Annotated in this window: 16 protein-coding genes; 1 reads left to right on the top strand and 15 read right to left on the bottom strand. The window is 42.9% G+C overall.

Translation table 11 applies throughout. The features are described from left to right. Positions 1-100 precede the first annotated feature (100 nt). Both ABJF11_RS18125 and ABJF11_RS18120 read right to left on the bottom strand, forming a co-directional pair. On the bottom strand, positions 101-1,537 hold the full coding sequence (locus tag ABJF11_RS18125; RefSeq protein WP_348121561.1) for an aminotransferase class V-fold PLP-dependent enzyme: 1,437 nt from the start codon (positions 1,535-1,537) through the stop codon (positions 101-103). 94 nt (positions 1,538-1,631) lie between these two features. Beyond that, on the bottom strand, positions 1,632-4,358 hold the full coding sequence (locus tag ABJF11_RS18120; RefSeq protein ID WP_348121560.1) for a TonB-dependent receptor: 2,727 nt from the start codon (positions 4,356-4,358) through the stop codon (positions 1,632-1,634). A 569-nt stretch (positions 4,359-4,927) separates the two neighbouring features. Between ABJF11_RS18120 and ABJF11_RS18115 the strand changes: the two genes are divergently transcribed. Next, positions 4,928-6,046, top strand: coding sequence for an acyl-CoA desaturase (locus tag ABJF11_RS18115; protein WP_348121559.1), 1,119 nt, complete (start codon positions 4,928-4,930; stop codon positions 6,044-6,046). Here ABJF11_RS18115 and thrC read toward each other — a convergent pair. The 13 genes from thrC to ABJF11_RS18050 form a co-directional block, all read right to left on the bottom strand. Then, on the bottom strand, positions 6,025-7,326 hold the full coding sequence (gene thrC, locus ABJF11_RS18110; RefSeq protein ID WP_348121557.1) for a threonine synthase: 1,302 nt from the start codon (positions 7,324-7,326) through the stop codon (positions 6,025-6,027). The two genes, ABJF11_RS18115 and thrC, sit on opposite strands and share 22 nt — an antisense overlap. Before the next feature lie 39 nt (positions 7,327-7,365). Then, positions 7,366-7,668 (bottom strand): DUF1330 domain-containing protein, encoded by a 303-nt coding sequence (locus tag ABJF11_RS18105; protein ID WP_348121556.1) that lies wholly within the window; start codon positions 7,666-7,668, stop codon positions 7,366-7,368. Between the two features lie 6 nt (positions 7,669-7,674). Next, entirely contained in the window at positions 7,675-8,592 is a 918-nt protein-coding gene (locus tag ABJF11_RS18100; protein ID WP_348121555.1) for a homoserine kinase, read from the bottom strand. Between the two features lie 11 nt (positions 8,593-8,603). Beyond that, positions 8,604-11,093: a bifunctional aspartate kinase/homoserine dehydrogenase I gene (gene thrA, locus ABJF11_RS18095; RefSeq protein ID WP_348121554.1), complete on the bottom strand. Its 2,490-nt coding sequence runs from the start codon at positions 11,091-11,093 to the stop codon at positions 8,604-8,606. Between the two features lie 113 nt (positions 11,094-11,206). After that, complete coding sequence (gene ilvA / locus ABJF11_RS18090) at positions 11,207-12,475, bottom strand: threonine ammonia-lyase IlvA (RefSeq protein WP_348121553.1); 1,269 nt, start codon at positions 12,473-12,475, stop codon at positions 11,207-11,209. A 24-nt stretch (positions 12,476-12,499) separates the two neighbouring features. Next, the gene (locus ABJF11_RS18085; protein ID WP_348121552.1) at positions 12,500-13,825 is read right to left on the bottom strand and encodes a pyridoxal phosphate-dependent aminotransferase; all 1,326 of its coding nucleotides are present in this window, start codon (positions 13,823-13,825) and stop codon (positions 12,500-12,502) included. Between the two features lie 106 nt (positions 13,826-13,931). Next, positions 13,932-14,978: a ketol-acid reductoisomerase gene (gene ilvC, locus ABJF11_RS18080; RefSeq protein ID WP_348121551.1), complete on the bottom strand. Its 1,047-nt coding sequence runs from the start codon at positions 14,976-14,978 to the stop codon at positions 13,932-13,934. A 40-nt stretch (positions 14,979-15,018) separates the two neighbouring features. Next, entirely contained in the window at positions 15,019-15,555 is a 537-nt protein-coding gene (gene ilvN / locus ABJF11_RS18075; protein WP_348121550.1) for an acetolactate synthase small subunit, read from the bottom strand. A 30-nt stretch (positions 15,556-15,585) separates the two neighbouring features. Next, positions 15,586-17,322, bottom strand: coding sequence for a biosynthetic-type acetolactate synthase large subunit (ilvB, locus tag ABJF11_RS18070; RefSeq protein WP_348121549.1), 1,737 nt, complete (start codon positions 17,320-17,322; stop codon positions 15,586-15,588). 109 nt (positions 17,323-17,431) lie between these two features. After that, complete coding sequence (gene ilvD, locus ABJF11_RS18065) at positions 17,432-19,102, bottom strand: dihydroxy-acid dehydratase (protein ID WP_348121548.1); 1,671 nt, start codon at positions 19,100-19,102, stop codon at positions 17,432-17,434. A 38-nt stretch (positions 19,103-19,140) separates the two neighbouring features. Further along, positions 19,141-20,031, bottom strand: coding sequence for a branched-chain amino acid transaminase (locus ABJF11_RS18060; protein WP_348121547.1), 891 nt, complete (start codon positions 20,029-20,031; stop codon positions 19,141-19,143). A gap of 393 nt (positions 20,032-20,424) precedes the next feature. Beyond that, the gene (leuB, locus tag ABJF11_RS18055; RefSeq protein ID WP_348121545.1) at positions 20,425-21,510 is read right to left on the bottom strand and encodes a 3-isopropylmalate dehydrogenase; all 1,086 of its coding nucleotides are present in this window, start codon (positions 21,508-21,510) and stop codon (positions 20,425-20,427) included. A gap of 18 nt (positions 21,511-21,528) precedes the next feature. After that, positions 21,529-21,684, bottom strand: coding sequence for a hypothetical protein (locus tag ABJF11_RS18050; protein ID WP_348121544.1), 156 nt, complete (start codon positions 21,682-21,684; stop codon positions 21,529-21,531). Positions 21,685-21,694 lie beyond the last annotated feature (10 nt).

Below are 21,694 nucleotides of genomic sequence, written 5' to 3'. Positions count from 1 at the left end.
GGGCAGACTGTTTTTATAAAAATTCAGAATGAAATTCTCAACTCCTTAACTAATTGAATATTAAAATTGGTCCGGACAGTCAAACTCGCAGAACTCGTGTTTATAAGGCGAACATTTCCGCTGCTTGAGTCGCATTATTTTCGACCGGAGGTAGCTGCAGCGAAAAATCGTTTGTCATCTCATCATACAGATACAGCTTTTTTAAGACTTTTTTGTTTTGTGCTATGTACTCTATAGCGTCTAAGATGTATTGCAACTCATCGTTGCTGAGGGTGGGGTGCAGAGAAACTCTTGCCCAGCCTGGTTTACCTTCCAGGTTTTTGCGGTCTATTCTATCAGTTAATGATTTTGATTTAGCTTCATCCATATCGAACAAGTAATGACAATAAGTACTTGCGCAAGCCCATCCACCTCTGATTTGAATTCCAAATTTGTCATTCATGATTCTCACCACCGCATTGTAGTGAATATCTTCGATGTTGAATGATACCACGCCTATTCGCTCTGACGACTGCTCTCCTACTATAACTACTCCTTCTATGGCATTCATTCGCTGAAAAGCATGGGTAACCAATTCCTTTTCTCTGACTTCGATATTATCCACTCCCATTTTTTCTTTGAGTTTGATAGCCATGGCCGCACGTATGGCTTGTAAAAAGCCCGGGGTGCCTCCATCTTCTTTGGCTTCGTCGTTGGATGTAAACCCATATTCACCCCATGGATTGGTCCATGTCACATTTCCTCCGCCTGGCACGGTTGACTTGCCAGAATAGAACTTTTTATTAAAAAGCATTACTCCACAAGCCCCTGGGCCACCGAGAAATTTGTGTGGCGAAAAGTAAATGGCATCAAGTGACTGAGCTTCATTCTCCGGATGCATATCTATGGATACATAAGGAGCAGTTGCTGCATAATCTACAAAACAATATCCTCCGTTGCGATGCATGACCTCTGCCATCTGATGGATGGGAGTAATTATACCTGTTACATTGGATCCGGCTGTAAAGGCGCCAATTTTCAACTTTCTATCCTTATACTTGTCCAGGGCCGTTTGCAATGCCAAAAGGTCAATTTTGAGATCTTCTCCCGGAGGTACAATCTCGACATCTGCCTTGGTCTCCATCCATGAAACGTGGTGGGAATGGTGCTCCAGGTGCGAGATAAATACGACAGGTTTGTCCGCATTTTTATCATTTTCCCCCTCGTTTAATCCCAATATCTGCTGCAATCTGATCACAGCTGCAGTCATACCAGGTCCTGCTAGCACTAGTATATCCTCGTCACTGGCATTGACGTGGTTTCTTATGATCTTTTTGGCATGATCATAAGCGGTAGTCATGAGACTGCCAGATTTGTTAGAATAGGAGTGCGTATTAGCCACCCATGGGCCAAATTTAGATTTGATGGCGTCCTCTATCGGCTCATACAATCTACCACTGGCTACCCAATCTGCATATAGCATATTGAAAGACCCAAATGGCGTATCAAATGGTTGGGTAGAACCGATAATGTTTTTTTTTATGTTTTCGAAATTCATGTGATACAAACGATATGGTATAAAAACAGTAAAAGGGATGATAAATCATCCCTTTTACTTAAATAATTTATAAACTCAGATTTTAGAAAAAGATCTAAAATTTGTAATTAAAGCCTAATCTGAAGTTGGTTCCGAACTGTCCCATTTGCTGAACTTCAGAAGAGTATGTAAATCTCTTTTCTGCTTGAGTAGTGCCAGTCGATGCATCAGTCGCATCTTGATACACATCGAAGATATTGTTGACCTTAGCAGACAAACTCAAATTGTTTCCCAATTTGTAGTCAAGGCTAATATCAGTTACAACTTTTGCAGATAGAACCTGTTCGAAAGCTTCACCAAGTGCAGGAGTTGGAGTTATAGTCACCTCACCAAATCTTGTATTAGTCAAACCAATCACAAAATCGCTGATTTCATAACTTAAGCCCAAAATAATCTTAGATTTTGGTCTTGAATTAGTAATCAGACCTGCTTCTTGACTATTGAATATGGAATATCCAAGATCTTCTAATGTTTCGGGCGTGCTGATGGCATCAATCGAAGTCGTGTTGAAATTCGCACCTAATGTGGCCTTGAATTTATCGAACGAATCATAGCTCAATACTACATCAACCCCTTGTGTTTTGGTATCTCCAGCATTAACAAAAAATTGTGCAGCTACCACATTGTTGTCTATTAGAATTTGCTCTACAGCATCAGAACCATCCAAATCTCCATCTAACGTTGAAATTTGAGTAGAGAATAGTACCCGATCATCTACATTAATCTGATATAGATCAACAGAAGCTGAGAAGTTTCTGTTGAGCTGGTATGTCACTCCTGCAGATAGATTAACTGATGTCTCTGCAAACAAATCAGGAACGCCTAATGCTTGAACAGCCGGATTATCATTGGCTAAAGTACCTTGCAGCAATGGTTCATTAGAAGTGGCTACAATAATATACTGTGTATTAGTCAAATACCTCTGATGCAAAGTAGGTGCTCTAAAACCTGTACTATATGAAGCTCTTATAGCTCCTTTAGTTCCAATTTTATATCGTCCACTTGCCTTGTAGGAGAAGTTATCTCCAAAATCAGAAAAGTCTTCATATCTTCCAGCTAATGACAGCAGGAGTGCATCTGTGACGTCGTAATCTACTTGCGCATATGCTGCCACATTGTTTCTGGTAACATCTACTGCTTCATCTGGTTTGATACCCGCAAATGAGTCAGACCCTGACCCATAATATGACAGGGCTTCTCCTTCGTATCCTCTGAAAAACTCTTTCTTGTACTCCAATCCAACCGCTACACCGATGTCATCAGTGATTTGGCCTGAAACGTCGAGGTTTCCTATGGCATTGCTCAAGCTATAGCCTCCATTGTAGAAACTAGTTGGAGAAGTGCCATAAACAGCTAAATAGCTTCTATTAACAGAGTTGTTGATATTGTAATCGACTCTATTAGATCCATAAGTTGCACTAATATCAGCGATCCAGTTTTCGCTCAAACCTAGCTTAAATCCCAAAGAATTAATATGATCTTTAATGTCTGTTTCAAAAGTAGGTTGATACCCGACAAAGTCCTCTGGTCTGGTAGAATACAAACCAGAATTGGCTACATCGCGTCTCCAATATGGGGCTCTGTAGTAGGCAAAACTTTTGCCTGTTCTTCTAGTCATTCCATGAAATGAGTAAAACTCAGAATTTTCTCCGACTGGGTGGCTTATGTTAACAAATAAATCAACCTGCTCTAATTCTGGTTGCCCTGTAGTCATACCTGCATCTGGATTCTCTACTGCCCAATCCTGATAAGAGTCGAACACAGCTAAATCTTGAATATAAGTTGCATCTGTAGCACCTCCCGGGTAAGAAACAAGATCTGTTGGATCTGGAGCTGTGGTAGGCGCATCATTATTCAATACGTCAAACTCACCACCTCTATCGGTAGTCAATTGCTTGTAGTACCCTAACGTCAGATTGATATTTCCACCACTACCGAAACTCATTCCACTATTGATATCTGTACCAAAGTTGAATCCATCACCTTGTGATGTAATTCCTGAATTGGCGCTAATACTTGTATATTCTACATCATCTTTCAAGATCAAGTTAATTACACCGGCGATCGCATCAGAGCCATAAATAGCTGATGCTCCATCTCTTAATACTTCAACTCTTTCGATAGCTGCAGTAGGAATACTTTTTAGGTCGATCCCTACTTCACCTTTACCAGGTGTCCTGTTGAGGTATACCTGCGCACTTTGATTTTTACGTTTTCCATTGACCAATACCAAAGTTCTACTTGGGCCCAAACCTCTCAAATCGGCTGGATCGTAATGCGCTGTTGCATCAGAGATCGCTTGATTTTGAGAGTTGAATGAAGGCACAGTAAAGGTCAGCATTCTTTGAATATCAGGCTGACCACTTCCTCTCAGCTCTGTTACACTAATGTTGTCCATGGGTACGGGTGAGTCCAGGACTGTTCTAGCCTTTACTCTATTGCCAGTCACCACCACCTCATTTAGGCTTAGGCCTTCCTCTAAAGTCACCTTGACGGGTGTAGAAGCTGATGTGGCTGTTACTTCCTGAGTCTCATACCCAACATAACTTACTACCAGCTGCACGGGTAATTTGTCTACTGCAAAAGAAAATTGTCCATTTACATTTGTAGGAGCTCCTTTTCTTGTCCCTTTTATTACCACGCTCACACCTGGTAATCCATCTCCATTTTCATCAGTAACGGTACCTGATACCGTTACCGTCTCCTGCGCCATTAGGCTCAATGGTAAGAGCAGCATAATAAAGCAAACAGCCCCTCTAATTTTTTGTAATTTGTTTTTCATTATAATTGATTTAGTTAAAATAAAACTCGAATCAATCATTGATTTTAACTGAGTAATAGCTGCAACAACTAACCACCAAAAATCAGACTCCATATTTAAGTCAACAAGTAGCCATGTAGTGCTTTTATCAACTCATTACTTTCAATAATTGAGTTTCAATTTTGCAAGTTCTATCGCTTTATAGACATAAATCGGACAAGTCAATCTTACAAACGGCCATAGTCAGGAGTTTTGATCCCTAAGTTGATGTAGTTAGACTATCACTGACTTCTAACCCTCAATTCCTCTATAAACCGGGCATCTCTGGTTCTAGCTGTACAACTACCAACTCAGTACGAGCGTCATTTCTTTAACCTATTCTGCGGACGCCACATTTGAAGGGAAAAAGTGATGATTCTTGTGGGTAATTAAGCAGCTCAGCGGTCTGGGGCGCACATTTGGGATTAGGTAGATCGGCTAAATCTCTTTACTTTTGGGGCTTGGCTAACGAAAAATGTATTCAGAGGTTTCAAATTTGAATGTTTTTTTTGCGTTGTCATTTAGCATCATTCAAAAGACAATCATTCATTATGATCCGGTACAAATTCTCCAAAAAACAAGATCTTGAATTTACAGCCACTTTAAAATCCAGAGTCAATGCCTACTTTCAGGAGAACGGCCTGAATAGGGACGCCAATTCAAAAATGGTAATCAAGTCTATTTGCCTATTCACCTGGTATCTTACGCCTTATTTCATTCTCATATTTGGTGGAATTACCAGCATTCCAGTATTACTTTCCCTCTGGGTGATCATGGGCTTGGGCAAAGCATTTATTGGCACTGCTGTAATGCATGATTCATTGCATGGATCGTACTCCAAAAGTAAGACAGTCAATTTTTGGATGGGTCTATCTGCTATGCTGATCGGCGTGGATTCGTTGATTTGGAAGATTCAACACAACGTGCTACATCATACGTATACTAATATCGAGGATACTGACGAAGATATCCTACCAAGAATTGTTTTCCGTTTTTCACGGAACCAGCCAAAAAAATGGTTTCATAGGTTTCAGCATATTTATGCGCCCCTGTTTTACTGCGTTCCATTGTTGGAGTGGCTTACCACCAAGGACTTTTTGAAGGCATTCGACTACAAGAAAATGAAGCTAATTAAGCCTGGAGCAGAGTTCAGAAAAGAATTTGCAGCTATAGTGCTCAGAAAAATGTTCTACTATGTGTTTCTAGTGGCTGTACCTATGTGGCTGATTCCAATCCCTGCATGGATGACAATGGTAATGATTTTGGTGTCTAGCGGTGTGACTGGCATCATGCTGGCCATGATTTTTCAAACGGCTCACGTGGTGCCTTCAGCAGCTTTCTACAAAGTAGAAGGCGAAGAGGTAGACCACAGCTGGACGGCACATCAGCTACTTACGACTTGCAACTACGGTATGAATGACAAAGTACTGAGCTGGCTGGTTGGTGGTTTGAATTTTCAGATCGAACACCATCTTTTCCCAGATGTCTGTCATGTACACTACCCGCAGCTTGCACCCATCGTACAGCAGACTACCAGTGAGTTTGGTATTCCTTATTATGCTGTGGATACTTTTGGCGATGCGGTAGCAAGTCATTTCCATATGCTAAAAGAGCTTGGCAGAAATGAAGAATACGTAGGTCAACCAGCCTATTTTCCTGCTAAGGCCTGAAGTACGTTCTCTAATTGCTCTAAAGTAGGGTCAAGTTCTATCGCTACTTTTTCTCGGTCTATATAGTCCTGCAATCGTTTGGGTATCTCTACCTGCTGGCCAATAATAGGCTCTACTACGTCATAAAATTTAGCCGGATGAGCGGTCTCTAAAAACACGCCTACAGTTTCCTGCTCGGACAAATATGCTTTCAAACCCAAATAGCCTACTGCACCATGTGGGTCAAGCAGATATCCAGTGTCGTCGTATACCTTTTTTATACAGTCACTAGTTTGCTCATCGGTATAAGAGCAGCCAGCTATCATTGATCGAAACTCCTCTACCGAACCTTCAAAAAGATCATTCATACGATAGAAATTGCTTGGATTTCCTACATCCATGGCATTGGATATGGTCTCCACGGATCTGCGTGGCTCGAATTGTCCTGATTTCAAAAACGATGGCACGATATCGTTGGCATTGGCGGCGGCAACGAATTTTTTGATTGGCAATCCCATTTTCTTTGCGAGGAGCCCTGCTGTAAGGTTTCCATAGTTGCCGCTTGGTACGGAGATAATGAGATCCTTGTCCTTTCCCAGCTTTGCATAGGTCCAAAAGTAGTAGAAGGACTGTGGGATCAATCGCGCCATATTAATGGAATTGGCTGAGGTCAAATTGTATTTTTTCTTCAATTCAAGATTGAGAAAGGCTTCCTTGACAAGCTTCTGACAATCATCGAAGGTGCCCTCTACTTCGCAGGCAGTAATATTTTCACCCAGAGTGGTCAGCTGTTGTTCTTGGATCTTGCTGATCTTCCCTTTTGGGTAGAGTATGACTACTTTGATGTTTTTCATACCCAAAAATCCGCTGGCTACAGCACTACCAGTATCGCCTGAGGTGGCTACTAAGATGGTGGCTTCTTTCTCACTTTGTCGCGAGAAGTAGCTCAGGCATCTAGCAAGAAATCTGGCGCCAACATCTTTAAATGCGCAGGTGGGGCCATGGTACAATTCCAGTGCATGGATACCTTCTTCGATCTCAACGAGGGGTAGCTCAAAGCCTAAGGTGTCTTCTACTATCCTTCTAAGCTCTGCTTCGGGGATCTCATCTTCTATAAACCTTGAAGCCACCTGATAGGCAATTTCGTGCAGGCTCATTTGATGGATATTTTCAAAAAACTCCGCAGGTAGCTGTTGGATGGTCTTGGGCATATAAAGACCGTTATCGTCTGGCAACCCTTGAAAAATGGCTGTTTCAAAACTGACTTCTGCTACTTGCTTATTGGTACTATAATATTTCATTGATTTTATTGCTTATCAACTCTATTTGAACTGATTTGATTAAAATTTCTTCCCCTTGAACATCAGTATTGCACGAACTGACTCGTCTTTCAGGTGTTTGAATCTCATTCTGGTGTCATCCTTTAGAAATTCCTGTAGTTTTTCTTCGGATTCAAAACTCACAATATGAATTTCGTATGGCTTCTCTTCATCGCCGTCGACAAAAGCTTCTTGGCTAGGTCTCACGCGATAAACCATCCTACCGGAATAGGCTTGCATGATTGGGATTACATGGCTCTCAAATTCTTGAAAAACCGATTCCTTACCTTCTTTTACAAATATGAGTTGTGTTATATATATCATAGCTGATCATTTAATCTCACGCACCCCTGATTTTCCAATACGGGACCTATAGGTATAGGCCAATACTCCTGCTTCATCATAGCGAGACTGCATTAAGCTTTTGATCCTTGAGGCAGTCTCCTCTCCACGACTAAAAGCAAAGATGGAAGGCCCGGAGCCTGCTATACTACATCCCAATGCACCTTCGGCTATGGCTTGCGCTTTGACTTCGTCGTATAATGGGATCAATATTTTTCTTATAGGCTCGACAATCACATCCACCATCGATCTTCCAATAAGGTCGTAGTCTGATTCATACAATCCAGAAACCAATCCACCTACATTTCCCCATTGTTGTACGGCAACTGCCAGGTCAACCTGTTTTTTCAGAATTTTCTTAGCGTCAGTGGTCTTCACCTCTACTTGTGGGTGGACCAAAGTGACCCAGAGCTCATCTGGCACCGGTAGCGTAAGTATATCTAATGGCTCATAGCTTCTGACCAGCGTAAATCCTCCCAGTAGATTTGGGGCTACGTTATCTGCATGGGCTTTTTTCGATACTGCTTTTTCGCCTTCCATGGCAAAGGTGACCAGTTGGTCCACAGTAAAGGGTCTGCCGAGTAATTCGTTGACCGCGAATACGGCTCCCGCTGAGCTAGAGGCGCTGGTTCCCATGCCACTACCAGGATTGATGGTCTTGGTGATAGTGAATGAAAACCCTTGCTTGCTTCCTGCATCATCGAGCAGTGCCTGGGCTGCTACGGTGGCTGTATTAACTTTTGGGTCTTTTGGAAGGTCAAAGCCAATGATCTCATCGATCACCAATTGACCATCTTCTCGCTTAGAAACGATCATCTCCTCTCCTATTCCGTCAAGGGCAAACCCAAGCACGTCGTATCCGCAGCCTACATTGGCAACGGTCGACGGAGAAAATACCTTTATCATATCAGACATATCTAGCTGTTTGCGATTCGCATAATATCGGCAAAAATTCCCATAGCTGTTACAGCAGCTCCAGCCCCTGCGCCCTTAATTACGAGTGGCTGATGCTCGTATCTGCTGGTATTGAACAGGACGATGTTGTCGCTGCCTTCCAGGATATAGAAAGGGTGATCTTTGCTTATTTCCCTCAGACCGACAGAAGCTTTACCGTTTTCATACGAAGCGACCACTTTTAGTCTGGCGCCTTTCTTATCAGCATTGCTCAATAAAGTCTGGAAATGCTCATTGTGATTCTCAAGTCGAGAGTAAAAATCTTCTACATCAGTGGCTGCCATGCAGTCCGCAGGCACAAAAGGGTCGCTCTTGATATCTGAGAGCTCTGCCTTGATGCCTGACTCCCGAATCAAGATCAAAATTTTGCGCATGACGTCTACTCCGCTCAGATCTATCGTCGGGTCTGGCTCGGTATATCCTTCTTTGCCGGCTTGCCTGACTACATCTGCAAAGTTGGCGCCCGCCTTAAAATTATTGAAGATGAAATTAAGGCTGCCAGATAGCACGGCTTCAATTCGTCGTATTTTGTCCCCGCTCTTGATGAGATCACTGAGTGTAGTGATCACAGGTAATCCTGCTCCTACGTTAGTTTCATAATAAAACTTCGATTTGAATTCTCTTGCGGTATTCTTTAGTTCTTGATATTTTTCATAAGACGACGAGCAGGCAATCTTGTTGGGTGTGACTACAGAGATATTTTTACTCAAAATATCGTTGTACAGACCTGCGATTTCTTCACTCGCAGTGTTGTCCACAAACACACTATTTCGGAGATTCATATCCTGGATCGATTGGATAAAGCCTTGATTGTCCATATCCTGATCGCTTCCGGTAAGCAACTCTTTCCACTGGGTGAGATCAATACCGTCCTCGTCAAAATACATCTTTTTGCTATTCGCAATTCCTACTATGCGTAAATCGACGCGTTCATTTTCACTGAGATATTCGCGCTGCTCGGCTATTTGTTTGATTAGTGTACCGCCTACGTTGCCGATGCCAACAAGAAATAGGTTGAGGCGTTTCCTTTCTGACAAAAAGAAGCTTTCATGCAGCACGTTGAGTGATTTTCTTAAATGTCGCTCTTCTATCACCACGGTGATGTTTCTTTCGGATGAGCCTTGGGCAATCGCTTTGATATTCACACCGTTTTCGCCTAGTGAGGCAAACATCTGACCGCTGATGCCTACATGATCTCTCATGCGGTCTCCTACCAGAGCTACGATAGCTAGTCCTTCTTCTACTTCCAGCGGATTTACCTTATGTAGACTAAGCTCAAATTGAAATTCTTCTTCAATGGCTTCCTTGCTTGCCGCAACATCATTAGCATCTATTCCTACACATATAGAGTGCTCAGAGGAGGCTTGTGTGATTATTATGACGTTGACTTTGGCTTCTGAAAGTGCTTTGAATAGGCGAAATGAAAATTTAGGAATACCTATCATTCCGCTACCAGACAAATTGAGGAGTGCTATATTCTTGACACTCGACAGCCCCTTTACGAATTGCTTGGAGCCATTAGAGTCAGCGCTGATAGTGGTACCGGCATCTTCGGGTTTGAAGGTGTTTTTGATTTTTATAGGAATATTCTTGTTTAGCGCCGGCTGAATGGTGGGCGGATAGATGACCTTTGCACCAAAGTGCGAAAGTTCCATGGCTTCCTGATAGGAGATCTTTTCTATCGGATGGGCCGAAGACACAGCGCGAGGATCGGACGTCATCATGCCGCTCACGTCTGTCCATATTTCGAAGGTATCTGCGTCTAATGCGGCTGCAAGAATAGCTGCAGTATAATCCGATCCACCCCTTCCTAGTGTGGTGGTTACGTTTTGGCTGTTAGATGATACAAATCCTGGGCAAATCACCAGATCCACCGAGTTCTCAAAAAAGTCTTTGATGTTTTGGTCTGTGACAGAAAAATCAACGATTGCGTTGTTGAAATTACTGTCTGTTTTTATCATGGAGCCGGTATCTCCCCATGCGGTAGTGATACCTTCTGAGTTTAAAAAGTCGACTATGATGGTGGACGATAGTGTCTCGCCCATGCTCAGTACGCGGTCCAGAGATCTGGGTGAAAGTTCTCCGATCAGAAAAATCCCTTTCATGATATCTTCCAGATCATTCAAAAGGATCTTGGTTGTACTCAGCGTTCCGGATTGGTTTTTTACGGGAAGTAACTCTTTGACGGTTTCCAGATGTCTGGCTTCTATCTTTTCAAGCAGCTGCTGATAGGATTCATCGCCGGATGCAGCCATGTCGCTGCATTCATGCAGTAGATTGGTCACACCACCAAAGGCTGATACAACACATACCTGTTTTTCCTTTTTCCCAGCTGATAAAATATCTCTTACCATTCTCAAATTATCCGGGGTACCTACGGATGTACCTCCAAATTTCAACACTTTCATTATTTCCTTTGTTTTCAGATTATAGAATAAAGTCATTGACTTCATTCCAGTTTATTTAAGTTATTACCAATCTATTGCACACTACAAACTATGCTCTGGATCAGAATTATATGATGCATTTCCTATCTAATAGAATGAATCTCTTACTAATCATATTTTTAGACCAGATATTGCATGAGATCTTGCTTCTCATTTAGGTATTCAAAGGCAAAACCTTTGGTTTTCAATCTTCCAAAGAGATCATGCAGGCTGTCTTTATTTTGTAATTCGATACCAATGAGTGCAGGGCCTTGTTCGCGACTATTTTTCTTCGAGTATTCAAAATGAACAATGTCATCGCCTGGCCCTAGCACTTCTCCCAAAAATTCTCTGAGGGCTCCTGCGCGTTGTGGAAATCTGATGATAAAATAGTGCTTGATTCCTTCATAGAGCAATGATCTCTCTTTGATTTCTTCGGTCCGGGTGATGTCATTGTTGCTGCCGCTGACGACGCAGACCACACGTTTGTTTTTTATCTTTTCCTTGTAATAGTCCAAAGCAGCCAAGCTCAGTGCACCAGCAGGCTCTACCACTATGGCTTCCTGATTATAGAGCTGCAAAATCATGGTGCATACCTTGCCTTCTGGCACTAGTATGATGTCATCCAATCCTTCTTTGCAGATCGCCAGTGTTTTTGATCCTACCTGCTTGACCGCAGCTCCATCGATGAAGGTATCTATTTGTGACAGTACCAGATTGTCTCTGGCACTGATGGACTCTTTCATAGCAGGTGCTCCCATCGGCTCTACACCGATGATCTTGGTGTTGGGTGATAGCGCCTTGAATGCAGTAATGGCTCCTGATGCGAGTCCTCCGCCTCCGATTGGTACAATCAGGTAATCTATTGGGCCGTCGGACTCTTCTAATATTTCAAGGGCTACTGTACCCTGGCCTTCTATGACTTTTTCATCGTCAAAGGGGTGCACAAAGGTGGCGTGATTGGCGGTACAATATTGCATAGCCTCAGCATAGGCATCATCGAAGGTGTCTCCGGTGAGCACAACTTCTACCATGTCTTTGCCAAACATTTTCACTTGACTGATTTTTTGCTTGGGTGTAACGTTGGGCATAAATATCGTGCCTTGAATACCCAGCATCTGGCAGGAGTAGGCCACACCCTGGGCATGATTACCAGCACTGGCGCAGACAATGCCATTCTTGCTTTCTTTTTCGTCGAGGCTGGAAATCTTGTTGTAAGCGCCGCGTATCTTATAGGAGCGAACGGCCTGTAGGTCTTCTCTCTTCAGTACAATTTCTGCCTGAAACTGCTCAGAAAAATTCAGGTTTTTCACGAGCGGAGTTCGGATTACAACGTTATTTAGCTTGACCTTAGCGGCTTGTATACCGGCATAGGTGGGTGCTTTTAATTCTGTTTCTACTGCTTCCATAATTCTATCTCTTAGGTCTACCGCTTAGGCCTCTACTTCTTCTTTCACGTCGGAGGTACAAAATTCATTGATCGCATCTGCTATTTTGCTGAAAGTCTCGTGCAACACTTCTTTGTTTTCTTCAAGTAGAGTGATTCTAAATCCTCTAAGTTCGGACTGAAAAGAGGACAGGGGCACCACACATACTCCCTTGGCGGCCAGTAGGTAATAAACAAAGCGCTTGTCTGGCTCACCTACTTTCTCAACCCAAGAATCGGCCAGCTTTTTCACGGATGGGTCATCTATACGGAGGTCTTGATTTTGATTCAAAATCCCTTCTTTGAATACAATAGTATTGTAGAAGGCGCCATTAGTTTTATTAAATGTGACGTAGGGAATGTCGTTCAGATATTGTGATATAATCTCACTGCGCTCTGCAATGTCCGCTCTACGCTGAGCCAGATAGGGCTGATAGTTGGGATGCTCTTGAATCAGCGGCAAGGCCTTTTGCGGAAGGGTTGTAGAACATACTTCTACCATTTTGGCATTTTCTAAGGTAGCACAGTATTTGTTGAATTCCTGATCTGCTTCTCTGTTGTAGAATTCCATCCAACCACATCGGCTACCAGGCCATGGGCAATCTTTTGAAATTCCCTTTAAAGCAATTCCAGGAACGTCTCCCAGTACTTCCGCAAGGGATTTTGTTTTGGTGTCGTTGTATATGATGTTTGTATAGATTTCATCGCTGACAATAAATAAATTGTACGCTCTGGCTATCTCCACTATCTCTTCCAGATACTCTTCTGGATAGACCATACCCGTTGGGTTGTCGGGATTGATGATCAGGATGCCTACGATATTGGGATTATATTTCACCTTGAGTCGCAGGTCGTTGAGGTCTGGGTACCAAAAATTTTCAGGATCCAGATTATAAGTCAGAGGTTCTTTGTTGGAATGTGCGGCTTCCAATGCAGAGTGGGTGGAGTATGCTGGCGATGGCCCTATCACTCTTGAGTAGGAATTCAAAAACTGGTAGAGTTTGCCTATAGCATCTCCGAGTCCATTGAAAAATAGCACATCATCTGCAGTGATCTGCACGCCTCCTTTTAGATTGTTTTTTTGGGCTAGATAGTTTCTTGTTTCTAATACACCTTTGGAATGACAGTAGCCATAGGTCGAGTTTTCATTGACCAGACCTGTCAATATTTCTTTGATCCAAGAAGGCACCACCGCATGTTTCAATATCGGGTCACCGATATTTTCCCAATAGATTTTGTGGCCGAAGGCTTGAAGTGCTTCAGCTTTTTTCACAATGTCTCTGATCTCATAATCGAGCTGGTTGGATCCCTCATGTAGTAGCACTTGGCGCATTTCTCTGATTCTGTATTGAGTAGGGTGTTCGTATTAATAAATTAGTAGTTAGACCTCGTTACCCAAAGAGGGTTCCAAGGTCTAACTATCAAATACCAGTTTCAACTTAGGCGTTTTCTGGTCTCAGTTTTCTAACTGTTGCTCCGGCTTGCCACATTTCTGACTGTTCCAAAGCTTTCAATTCTACTTCCAGCTTTTCTCTATAGTCAGGCTGAGAGTTAGAGTCAATAGACTTTTGTGCTTCTTCGCCGTCTAATACAGATTTGTACAGTTTAGCGAATACTGGCTTGGTGGCTTCATAGAAAGGGTCCATCCAATCAAGTGCACCTCTTTGTGCCGTGGTAGAGCAGTTGGCAAACATCCAATCCATACCATTTTCAGCAATCAATGGGTAGAGAGATTGTGTAGCCTCTTCTACAGTCTCATTGAATGCTTCTGATGGAGAGTGGCCATTTTCTCTCAACACTTCGTATTGTGCTCTGAAAATTCCCTGGATAGCTCCCATTAGAGTGCCTCGCTCTCCAGTCAAATCTGAAGATACTTCTCTATAAAAATCAGTTTCAAACAAATATCCTGACCCTACACCGATACCTAGAGAAATCACTTTGTCTTTGGCTTTGCCAGTAGCATCTTGATAGATTGCGAAAGAAGAGTTCAAACCTCTGCCTTCAAGAAAAAGTCTTCTGAGTGATGTTCCAGATCCTTTAGGTGCGACGAGAATCACATCTACATCTGCAGGAGGCACTATACCAGTCTTATCTTTATATGTTACCCCAAAACCGTGAGAGAAATACAAAGTTTTACCTGGTGTCAGGTGTTTCTTAACTGTATCCCACATTTTGATTTGTGCGGCATCTGATAGCAGGTACTGGATCACAGTCCCCTTCTCACATGCTTCTTCTATTTCGAATAGAGTCTCACCAGGTACCCATCCATCTGCGATGGCTTTGTCCCATGTTTTAGATTCTTTTCTTTGACCCACAATTACATTAAATCCATTTTCTTTTAGGTTTAGTGCTTGTCCAGGTCCTTGAACTCCGTAGCCGATGACAGCTATGGTCTCATCCTTCATGGTATCTAGTGCTTTAGCCAGAGGAAATTCTTCTCTGGTCACCACATTTTCTTCTACTCCTCCAAAATTTAACTTTGCCATTTTACTTGTTTGTTAATTCGTACTTTAAAATATTTTATTGTTAGTAATCTTTTATGCTCAATTGATTCGATTTCGTCTCTTCCAATTCGCGGATATAAGCTTCCGTTTTTCGTTTCGATTTTGAAATCGCCACTCTTCCAGACCTTACAAACTCAAGCAGCCCAAGGGGTTCTAGTTTTTGATATAGTTCGTGGGTATCAGCGATGTGTCCGGTTTTCTCAATGATGATATGATCTTCTTCTATCACAAGAATTCTTGCTCCGCTATTTCTTACTAGTGTTTCTATTTTGTTGCCATTGAGAAAGACGGAAGTTGGCACTTTGTAGAGTGCGATTTCCTGATAGTAGATTTCGTCTTCTTCATAGACAAAAGCACCTAGTACATCTATCAATTTCCTAAACTGCTTCACACAGTTATCCACTTTGTCCTTGGACGTGGTGACTACGATTGAAAATCGACTAATACCTTTCACTTCAGTGGTTGATACATTGAGTGAATCAATATTAATTTTCCTTCTGGTCAGGATAATTGTCAGATGATTGAGCAAACCTGCTTTGTCCTCTGTGAGGACTGACATGGTATATTGTTTTTCCACTTTTATAATCGTTTATGCTTCCAATTTGATCTCCGATACTGACGCTCCAGTCGGTATCATAGGAAATACATTCCCTTCTTTTTCGACGCACACTTCGAGCAGATATGGTCCGTCGTGCTCTAGAAAGACATCTAGTGCTACGCCCAATTCTTTTCTATCCGTCACCTTGTTGCATGGAATACCATATCCTTTGGTAATCATCTGAAAGTCAGGATTAGTGAGTTCGGTAAAGGAGTATCTGCTATCGAAAAACAGTTCTTGCCACTGACGAACCATGCCCAAAAAGTTGTTGTTCAAAATCAATACTTTGACACCGATGTTGCTCTGGAAAATGGTTCCCAGCTCTTGAATGGTCATCTGGAATCCACCGTCCCCTATCACTGCAATCACTTGCTTGTCTGGTCTGCCAATCTTGGCTCCCATAGCTGCTGGTAGCGCAAACCCCATCGTGCCGAGCCCTCCTGAGGTCACATTACATCTGGTATCTGCAAAATCATAGTATCGACTAGCAACCATTTGGTGCTGACCTACATCCGTTACCAACACGGCTTCTCCTTTGGACTTATCTGATATGGCTCTGATCACTTCAGCCATTTTTATGTCCTCCGACTGAGAGAATAAATCTGCCTCACCGACTTTTTCATATTCGACTACATCGCAGGCTTTAAATTCTTCCAGCCACTCTGAATGACTATTGTCTTTGATTTTTTTATTCAAAGCGATCAATGCTGCTTTGGCGTCACAAACAATGGCTACATCGGTCTTCACATTTTTGTCTACTTCTGCTGGATCTATCTCGACATGAATCACCTTGGCCTGCTTGGCATAAGTTTTTAAATCACCGGTCACCCGATCATCGAATCTCATGCCTATTGCGATAAGCAAATCACATTCATTCGTTTTTACATTAGGTCCATAGTTGCCATGCATACCGAGCATGCCCACATATTGAGGGTGCTTGTTAGGTACTGCCGAAAGACCAAGCAGCGTGGAGGCCACTGGGATATCAGCTTTCTCGACCAGTGCCAACAATTCGCTTTGCGCCTGAGAAATCAGCACTCCATGTCCTGCTAGAAGCAATGGTTTTTTTGCTTGGTTGATCAGGGCTGCCGCCTCGTCTATCTTGGACATTTCTATCACAGGATAAGGGTGATAGCTTCTGATTTTCGTGCACTTTTCATACTCGAAATCGAATTCTTCGAATTGCGCATCCTTTGTTATATCGATGAGCACTGGTCCAGGTCTACCTGAATTGGCTATATAGAATGCTCTGGCGATGGCATAGGGTATCTCTTCTGCCTTCGTCACCTGATAGTTCCATTTGGTAACGGGCATAGATATACCCACAACATCCGTCTCTTGAAATGCATCAGTGCCCAGCAGGTGTGAAGCCACTTGTCCGGTGATTGCGACCATAGGAGTAGAATCTATTTGCGCGTCAGCGATACCTGTGATCAGATTAGTAGCACCTGGTCCTGAGGTGGCAAAGCAGACGCCGGTCTTGCCATTGACTCGTGCATATCCTTGTGCTGCATGAGAGGCGCCTTGCTCATGACGAACCAAGATATGATTCAGCTGCTCGACGTATTTATACAACTCATCATAGATGGGCATGATTGCCCCACCAGGATATCCGAAGATGGTATCTACTCCTTCTTCCAACAGGCATCTCAGTACGGCTTCAGAGCCGCTGATGCGTTGAGCGTTGGTTTTCGGTCTAGCCTCTACTTCTAATGTTGACGTGTTCATTATTTATTTTTTTATGCAGTTTCTGGATTTCATTATTTCAATCCACCCTTAACTTGTTTCATTCAATGCTACTCTTTGGTCGATTTATTAATGGTCGACTGTCCACGTTTCATTCGTCAGTTACGCAGCCTTCTGAGGCTGACGATACTTGTTTGATGTATTTCTTTAAGATCCCTTTGTCTGCTTTATATGCTGGCTTAGCCCAAGCCGCTTTTCTTACATCCATTTCTTCTGCTGAAATCTTAAGGTTCATTTCGTTTTTGGTGGCATCAATACTTATGATGTCACCATCCTTGATAAAGGCCAATGGCCCACCTTCCTGGGCTTCTGGAGTGACATGACCTACCACAAATCCATGCGATCCACCGGAGAATCTGCCATCTGTAATCAGGGCAACATCTTTTCCAAGTCCTGCACCCATCACTGCACTGGTTGGTTTTAGCATTTCGGGCATACCAGGAGCCCCTTTGGGTCCTGAGTATCTGATGACGATCACTTCACCTTTTTGCACTTCTTTGCCGATGCCTTCTATGGCCTCAAATTCATCATTGTAGCAGCGGGCTGGTCCTTCGAAGTATTCACCTTCTTTGCCTGTGATTTTAGCTACAGCTCCTTCCGGTGCAAGATTGCCATACAGGATCTGCAGGTGACCTGATTTTTTTATTGGCTCAGAAAAGGAGCGGATTATTTTCTGACCGTCTTTTAATGAAGGCCCCTGCTCGATATTTTCAGCTATCGTTTTTCCAGTCACTGTCATGCAGTTTGCATGCAGATATCCTTCATGAAGTAGTGCTTTCATCACTCCAGGCACTCCACCTACATGATGAAGATCTTCCATGAGGTACTCTCCACTTGGTTTCAAATCAGCGATAAAAGGTGTGCTGTCTGACAAGCGTTGAAAATCATCCAGACCTAACTTCACATCTACAGATTTCGCCATAGCGATCAGGTGAAGTACTGCGTTGGTCGAGCCTCCTAACACCATGATTATTCTAATCGCATTTTCAAATGCTTCCTTGGTCATTATGTCCTTAGGTCTCAGATCTAACTCTAGCAAGTTTCGTACGGCTTGCCCTACACGATAAGTCTCCTGCTTTTTGTCCTCGCTTTCTGCTGGATTAGACGATGATGCAGGCAAACTCATGCCTAAAGCTTCTATCGCGGACGACATCGTATTAGCTGTATACATGCCTCCACAGGCTCCTGGTCCAGGCACAGAGTTTTTAATAATCCCGGCATAGTCTTCATCAGAGATATTATCAGCTAATTTTTGACCATAGGCTTCGAATGCAGAGACGATATTCAGGTCTTTGCCTTTCCATCTGCCTGGCTTCACGGTGCCGCCATAGACCATGAGTCCGGGTCTATTTAATCGACCAAGGGCCATGATAGACCCCGGCATATTTTTGTCGCAACCTACTACCGGGACTACAGCATCATAAAACTGTGCGTTGACAACTGTCTCTATAGAGTCAGCTATGATATCTCTGGATATCAGGGAATATTTCATACCGACAGTGCCATTTGAGATTCCATCACTTACTCCTATGGTGTGAAATATCAGTCCAACCAAATCAGCTTCGCGTACACCCTTTTTCACCTGGTGAGACAGGATGTTGAGGTGCATGTTGCATGGGTTGCCTTCGAATCCTGTACTCACGATCCCAACCTGTGCTTTTTTCATGTCTTCTTCTGAAAGACCAGTTGCAAAAAGTTGTGCCTGAGATGCGGGTTGTGAAGGGTCCTGCGTAATGGTTTTACTGTACTTATTTAATGACATCTGAAGTTTGAATAGATTCTATTTCGTTTGTTAATTATTTACACCAGAGTGAAATCACTGAGCTCAGCATGACTTACGCGCTGTCGATACATGAGAAATAGGTCATAAGCGACCGTCTCTTTCCAGTCGGCAGTGAATTCGATATCGTCAATCGAAGCGATACTGGCTACTTCTGTAGCTGTACCTGTGAAGAAGGCCACTTCTGCTCCTTTCATTTCCTCAGGGGTAAAAAGTTTTTCCACTACGGGATGGCCCAGCTCCATAGCATACTCAATGATGGTAGCTCTCGTGATCCCTGGTAGGATATTTCCCAATGGTGGGGTATAGATTACATCGTCCTTCACGAAGAAAAAATTCTGACCCGATCCTTCTGCTACATATCCCTCGGAGTCGAGCAGGAGTGCTTCGTCAAATCCTTTTCTTTTTGCCTCATTTGAAGCCATGATCGAATTGGTATAGTTGCCGCTTACCTTTGCATCCACTGGTATGGATTTCGGATTTGGCCTTTCGAAGGAGGACACAGTTACTTTTAGCGCTTCATCGCCGAGGTAAGGAGGCCAGTCCCAGGCGGCTATCATCACATGTACTTCGCCGCATGAGAGCAGTTTCATATTAGCGCCGAGATAAATCAACGGTCGTATATAGGCGTTGGTAAGGCCATTTCTATCGAGCAATTCATAAGAGACTTTGACTAATTCATCGACGGACTGACTGAATTTTATACCCATTTTCTCGGCTGAGTACTTTAGTCTTTCGAAGTGCTCTTTAGCTTTGAAGATATTTGGCCCTGCGGCTCCGGCATAGGAACGGATGCCTTCGAATACTCCATTTCCATAGTGCATGGTTTGGCTAAATAGGTCAACTTTAGCTTCAGATGCTTTTACCCATTGCCCGTCGAGGAAAAGGATCGAATTTTCGTTGTAGTACATAATTTTGTCTCTTTAGTTAAAATCGTTTTATCATAAAAAAAGCCTTTCTCGTTGGAGAAAGGCTTTCAGATTTTTTTGTTCTGATATACCCTTCTCATGTCTCACCAATAATGGCAATAGTCACGACGGCTAATACTGGGACAATATTTGTTATCATTTTTTGGGTTAACATTTGGGTATAAAAAAAGCGTCACTCTTTGGGGAATGACGCTTTAGAATATTTTGTTAAACTATTGCATATCATTCCCGACCTGAGGTCACTGTGACCTCAATAATAATCGCTAATGCTATGACAATAATGTTTTTCATTTTTGCTGTTCTTTCGAATTTCAAAGGTAGAGTATTTCATTTTTAACATCCTAATAATCTTGTCTATTTTTAATACTTTTTTATCTAACCCTCTAACACACTGCTGTTTGTGCGTATCAACGCCGCAATCTTATCACCTACTTCTGTCGTAGATTTTGCATTTTCCTTGTTCAAATCCTCTGTGAGGTAACCATCCTCGACGGCCTGATTTACAGCCATTTTAATGGCGTTGCTCTCCTCGATTAGATCGAACGAATACTCTAGCAGCATGGCGGCAGAAAGTATTGCACCGATTGGATTGGCGATGTTTTTTCCAGCGGCTTGAGGGTAAGATCCATGTATAGGTTCATACAACCCAAGGCCATTTCCGACTGAGGCAGAAGCGAGCAGTCCGAGTGATCCGGAAATAACTGATGCCTCATCGGTGATGATATCACCAAACATATTTTCAGTAAGGACTACATCAAAATGTGCCGGATACTGAATGATTTGCATGGCGGCATTATCCACGAACATAAAATCCAATGCTACGTCGGGATACTCAGCGGACATTTCTGTCACCACTTGTCTCCACAATCGCGAGGTGGCCAGTACATTAGCCTTGTCTACCAGCGTCAGTTTTTTTCTTCGGTTTTGAGCTGACTTAAAGGCCAGATGCGCCACTCTTCTGATTTCCGCATCGGTATAGTTGCAGGTATCAAAAGCTGCTTTACCGTCTTCGGATCTTCCTCTGGGCTCGCCAAAATATATCCCACCTGTCAGTTCTCTGAATACTACAAAATCAACACCTTTTATTCGATCTTCTTTGAGTGGAGAGAGGGATAGCAAGGCTTCAAAACTCGCTACGGGTCTGATATTGGCAAACAATCCTAAATTTTTCCTCATGCGTAGCAGACCTTGTTCGGGTCGGACTTTGGCGTTGGGATCGTTGTCATACTTGGGATCTCCAATGGCACCAAATAAGATCGCGTCGGATGCTTTACACACTTCTTCGGTCTCTTTGGGAAAGGGATCTCCACTCTCATCAATGGCCACTGCGCCTATCAGTGCTTCCTTTTTACTAAAAGTATGACCATAGACCTCTTCGATCGCTTCAATCACCTTGACAGCTTGTGCTGTGACCTCGGGCCCAATTCCGTCACCGGATAATATGGCTATATTCTTCTTCACTTATTTCGTCGTATTAGTTTAAACTTCTGCACCAAATGCAAATAGATAATTGCTTCGCTCTCCCAGACATTGAGAGGAAGCCAAAAAGACTCGGCTATTGAGGCTGTCCATGCCGATTTTCACCTCCTTTTTCACTTTCACTTTGTTACTTGCACTTCTTGCTGAATTTTTCATTTGTTTGTTT

The organism is Reichenbachiella sp., from assembly GCF_039941815.1.
GTDB lineage: Bacteria > Bacteroidota > Bacteroidia > Cytophagales > Cyclobacteriaceae > Reichenbachiella.
The sequence above is the reverse complement of the archived record's forward strand: the minus strand, read 5'-3'. Positions and strand labels throughout refer to the sequence as shown.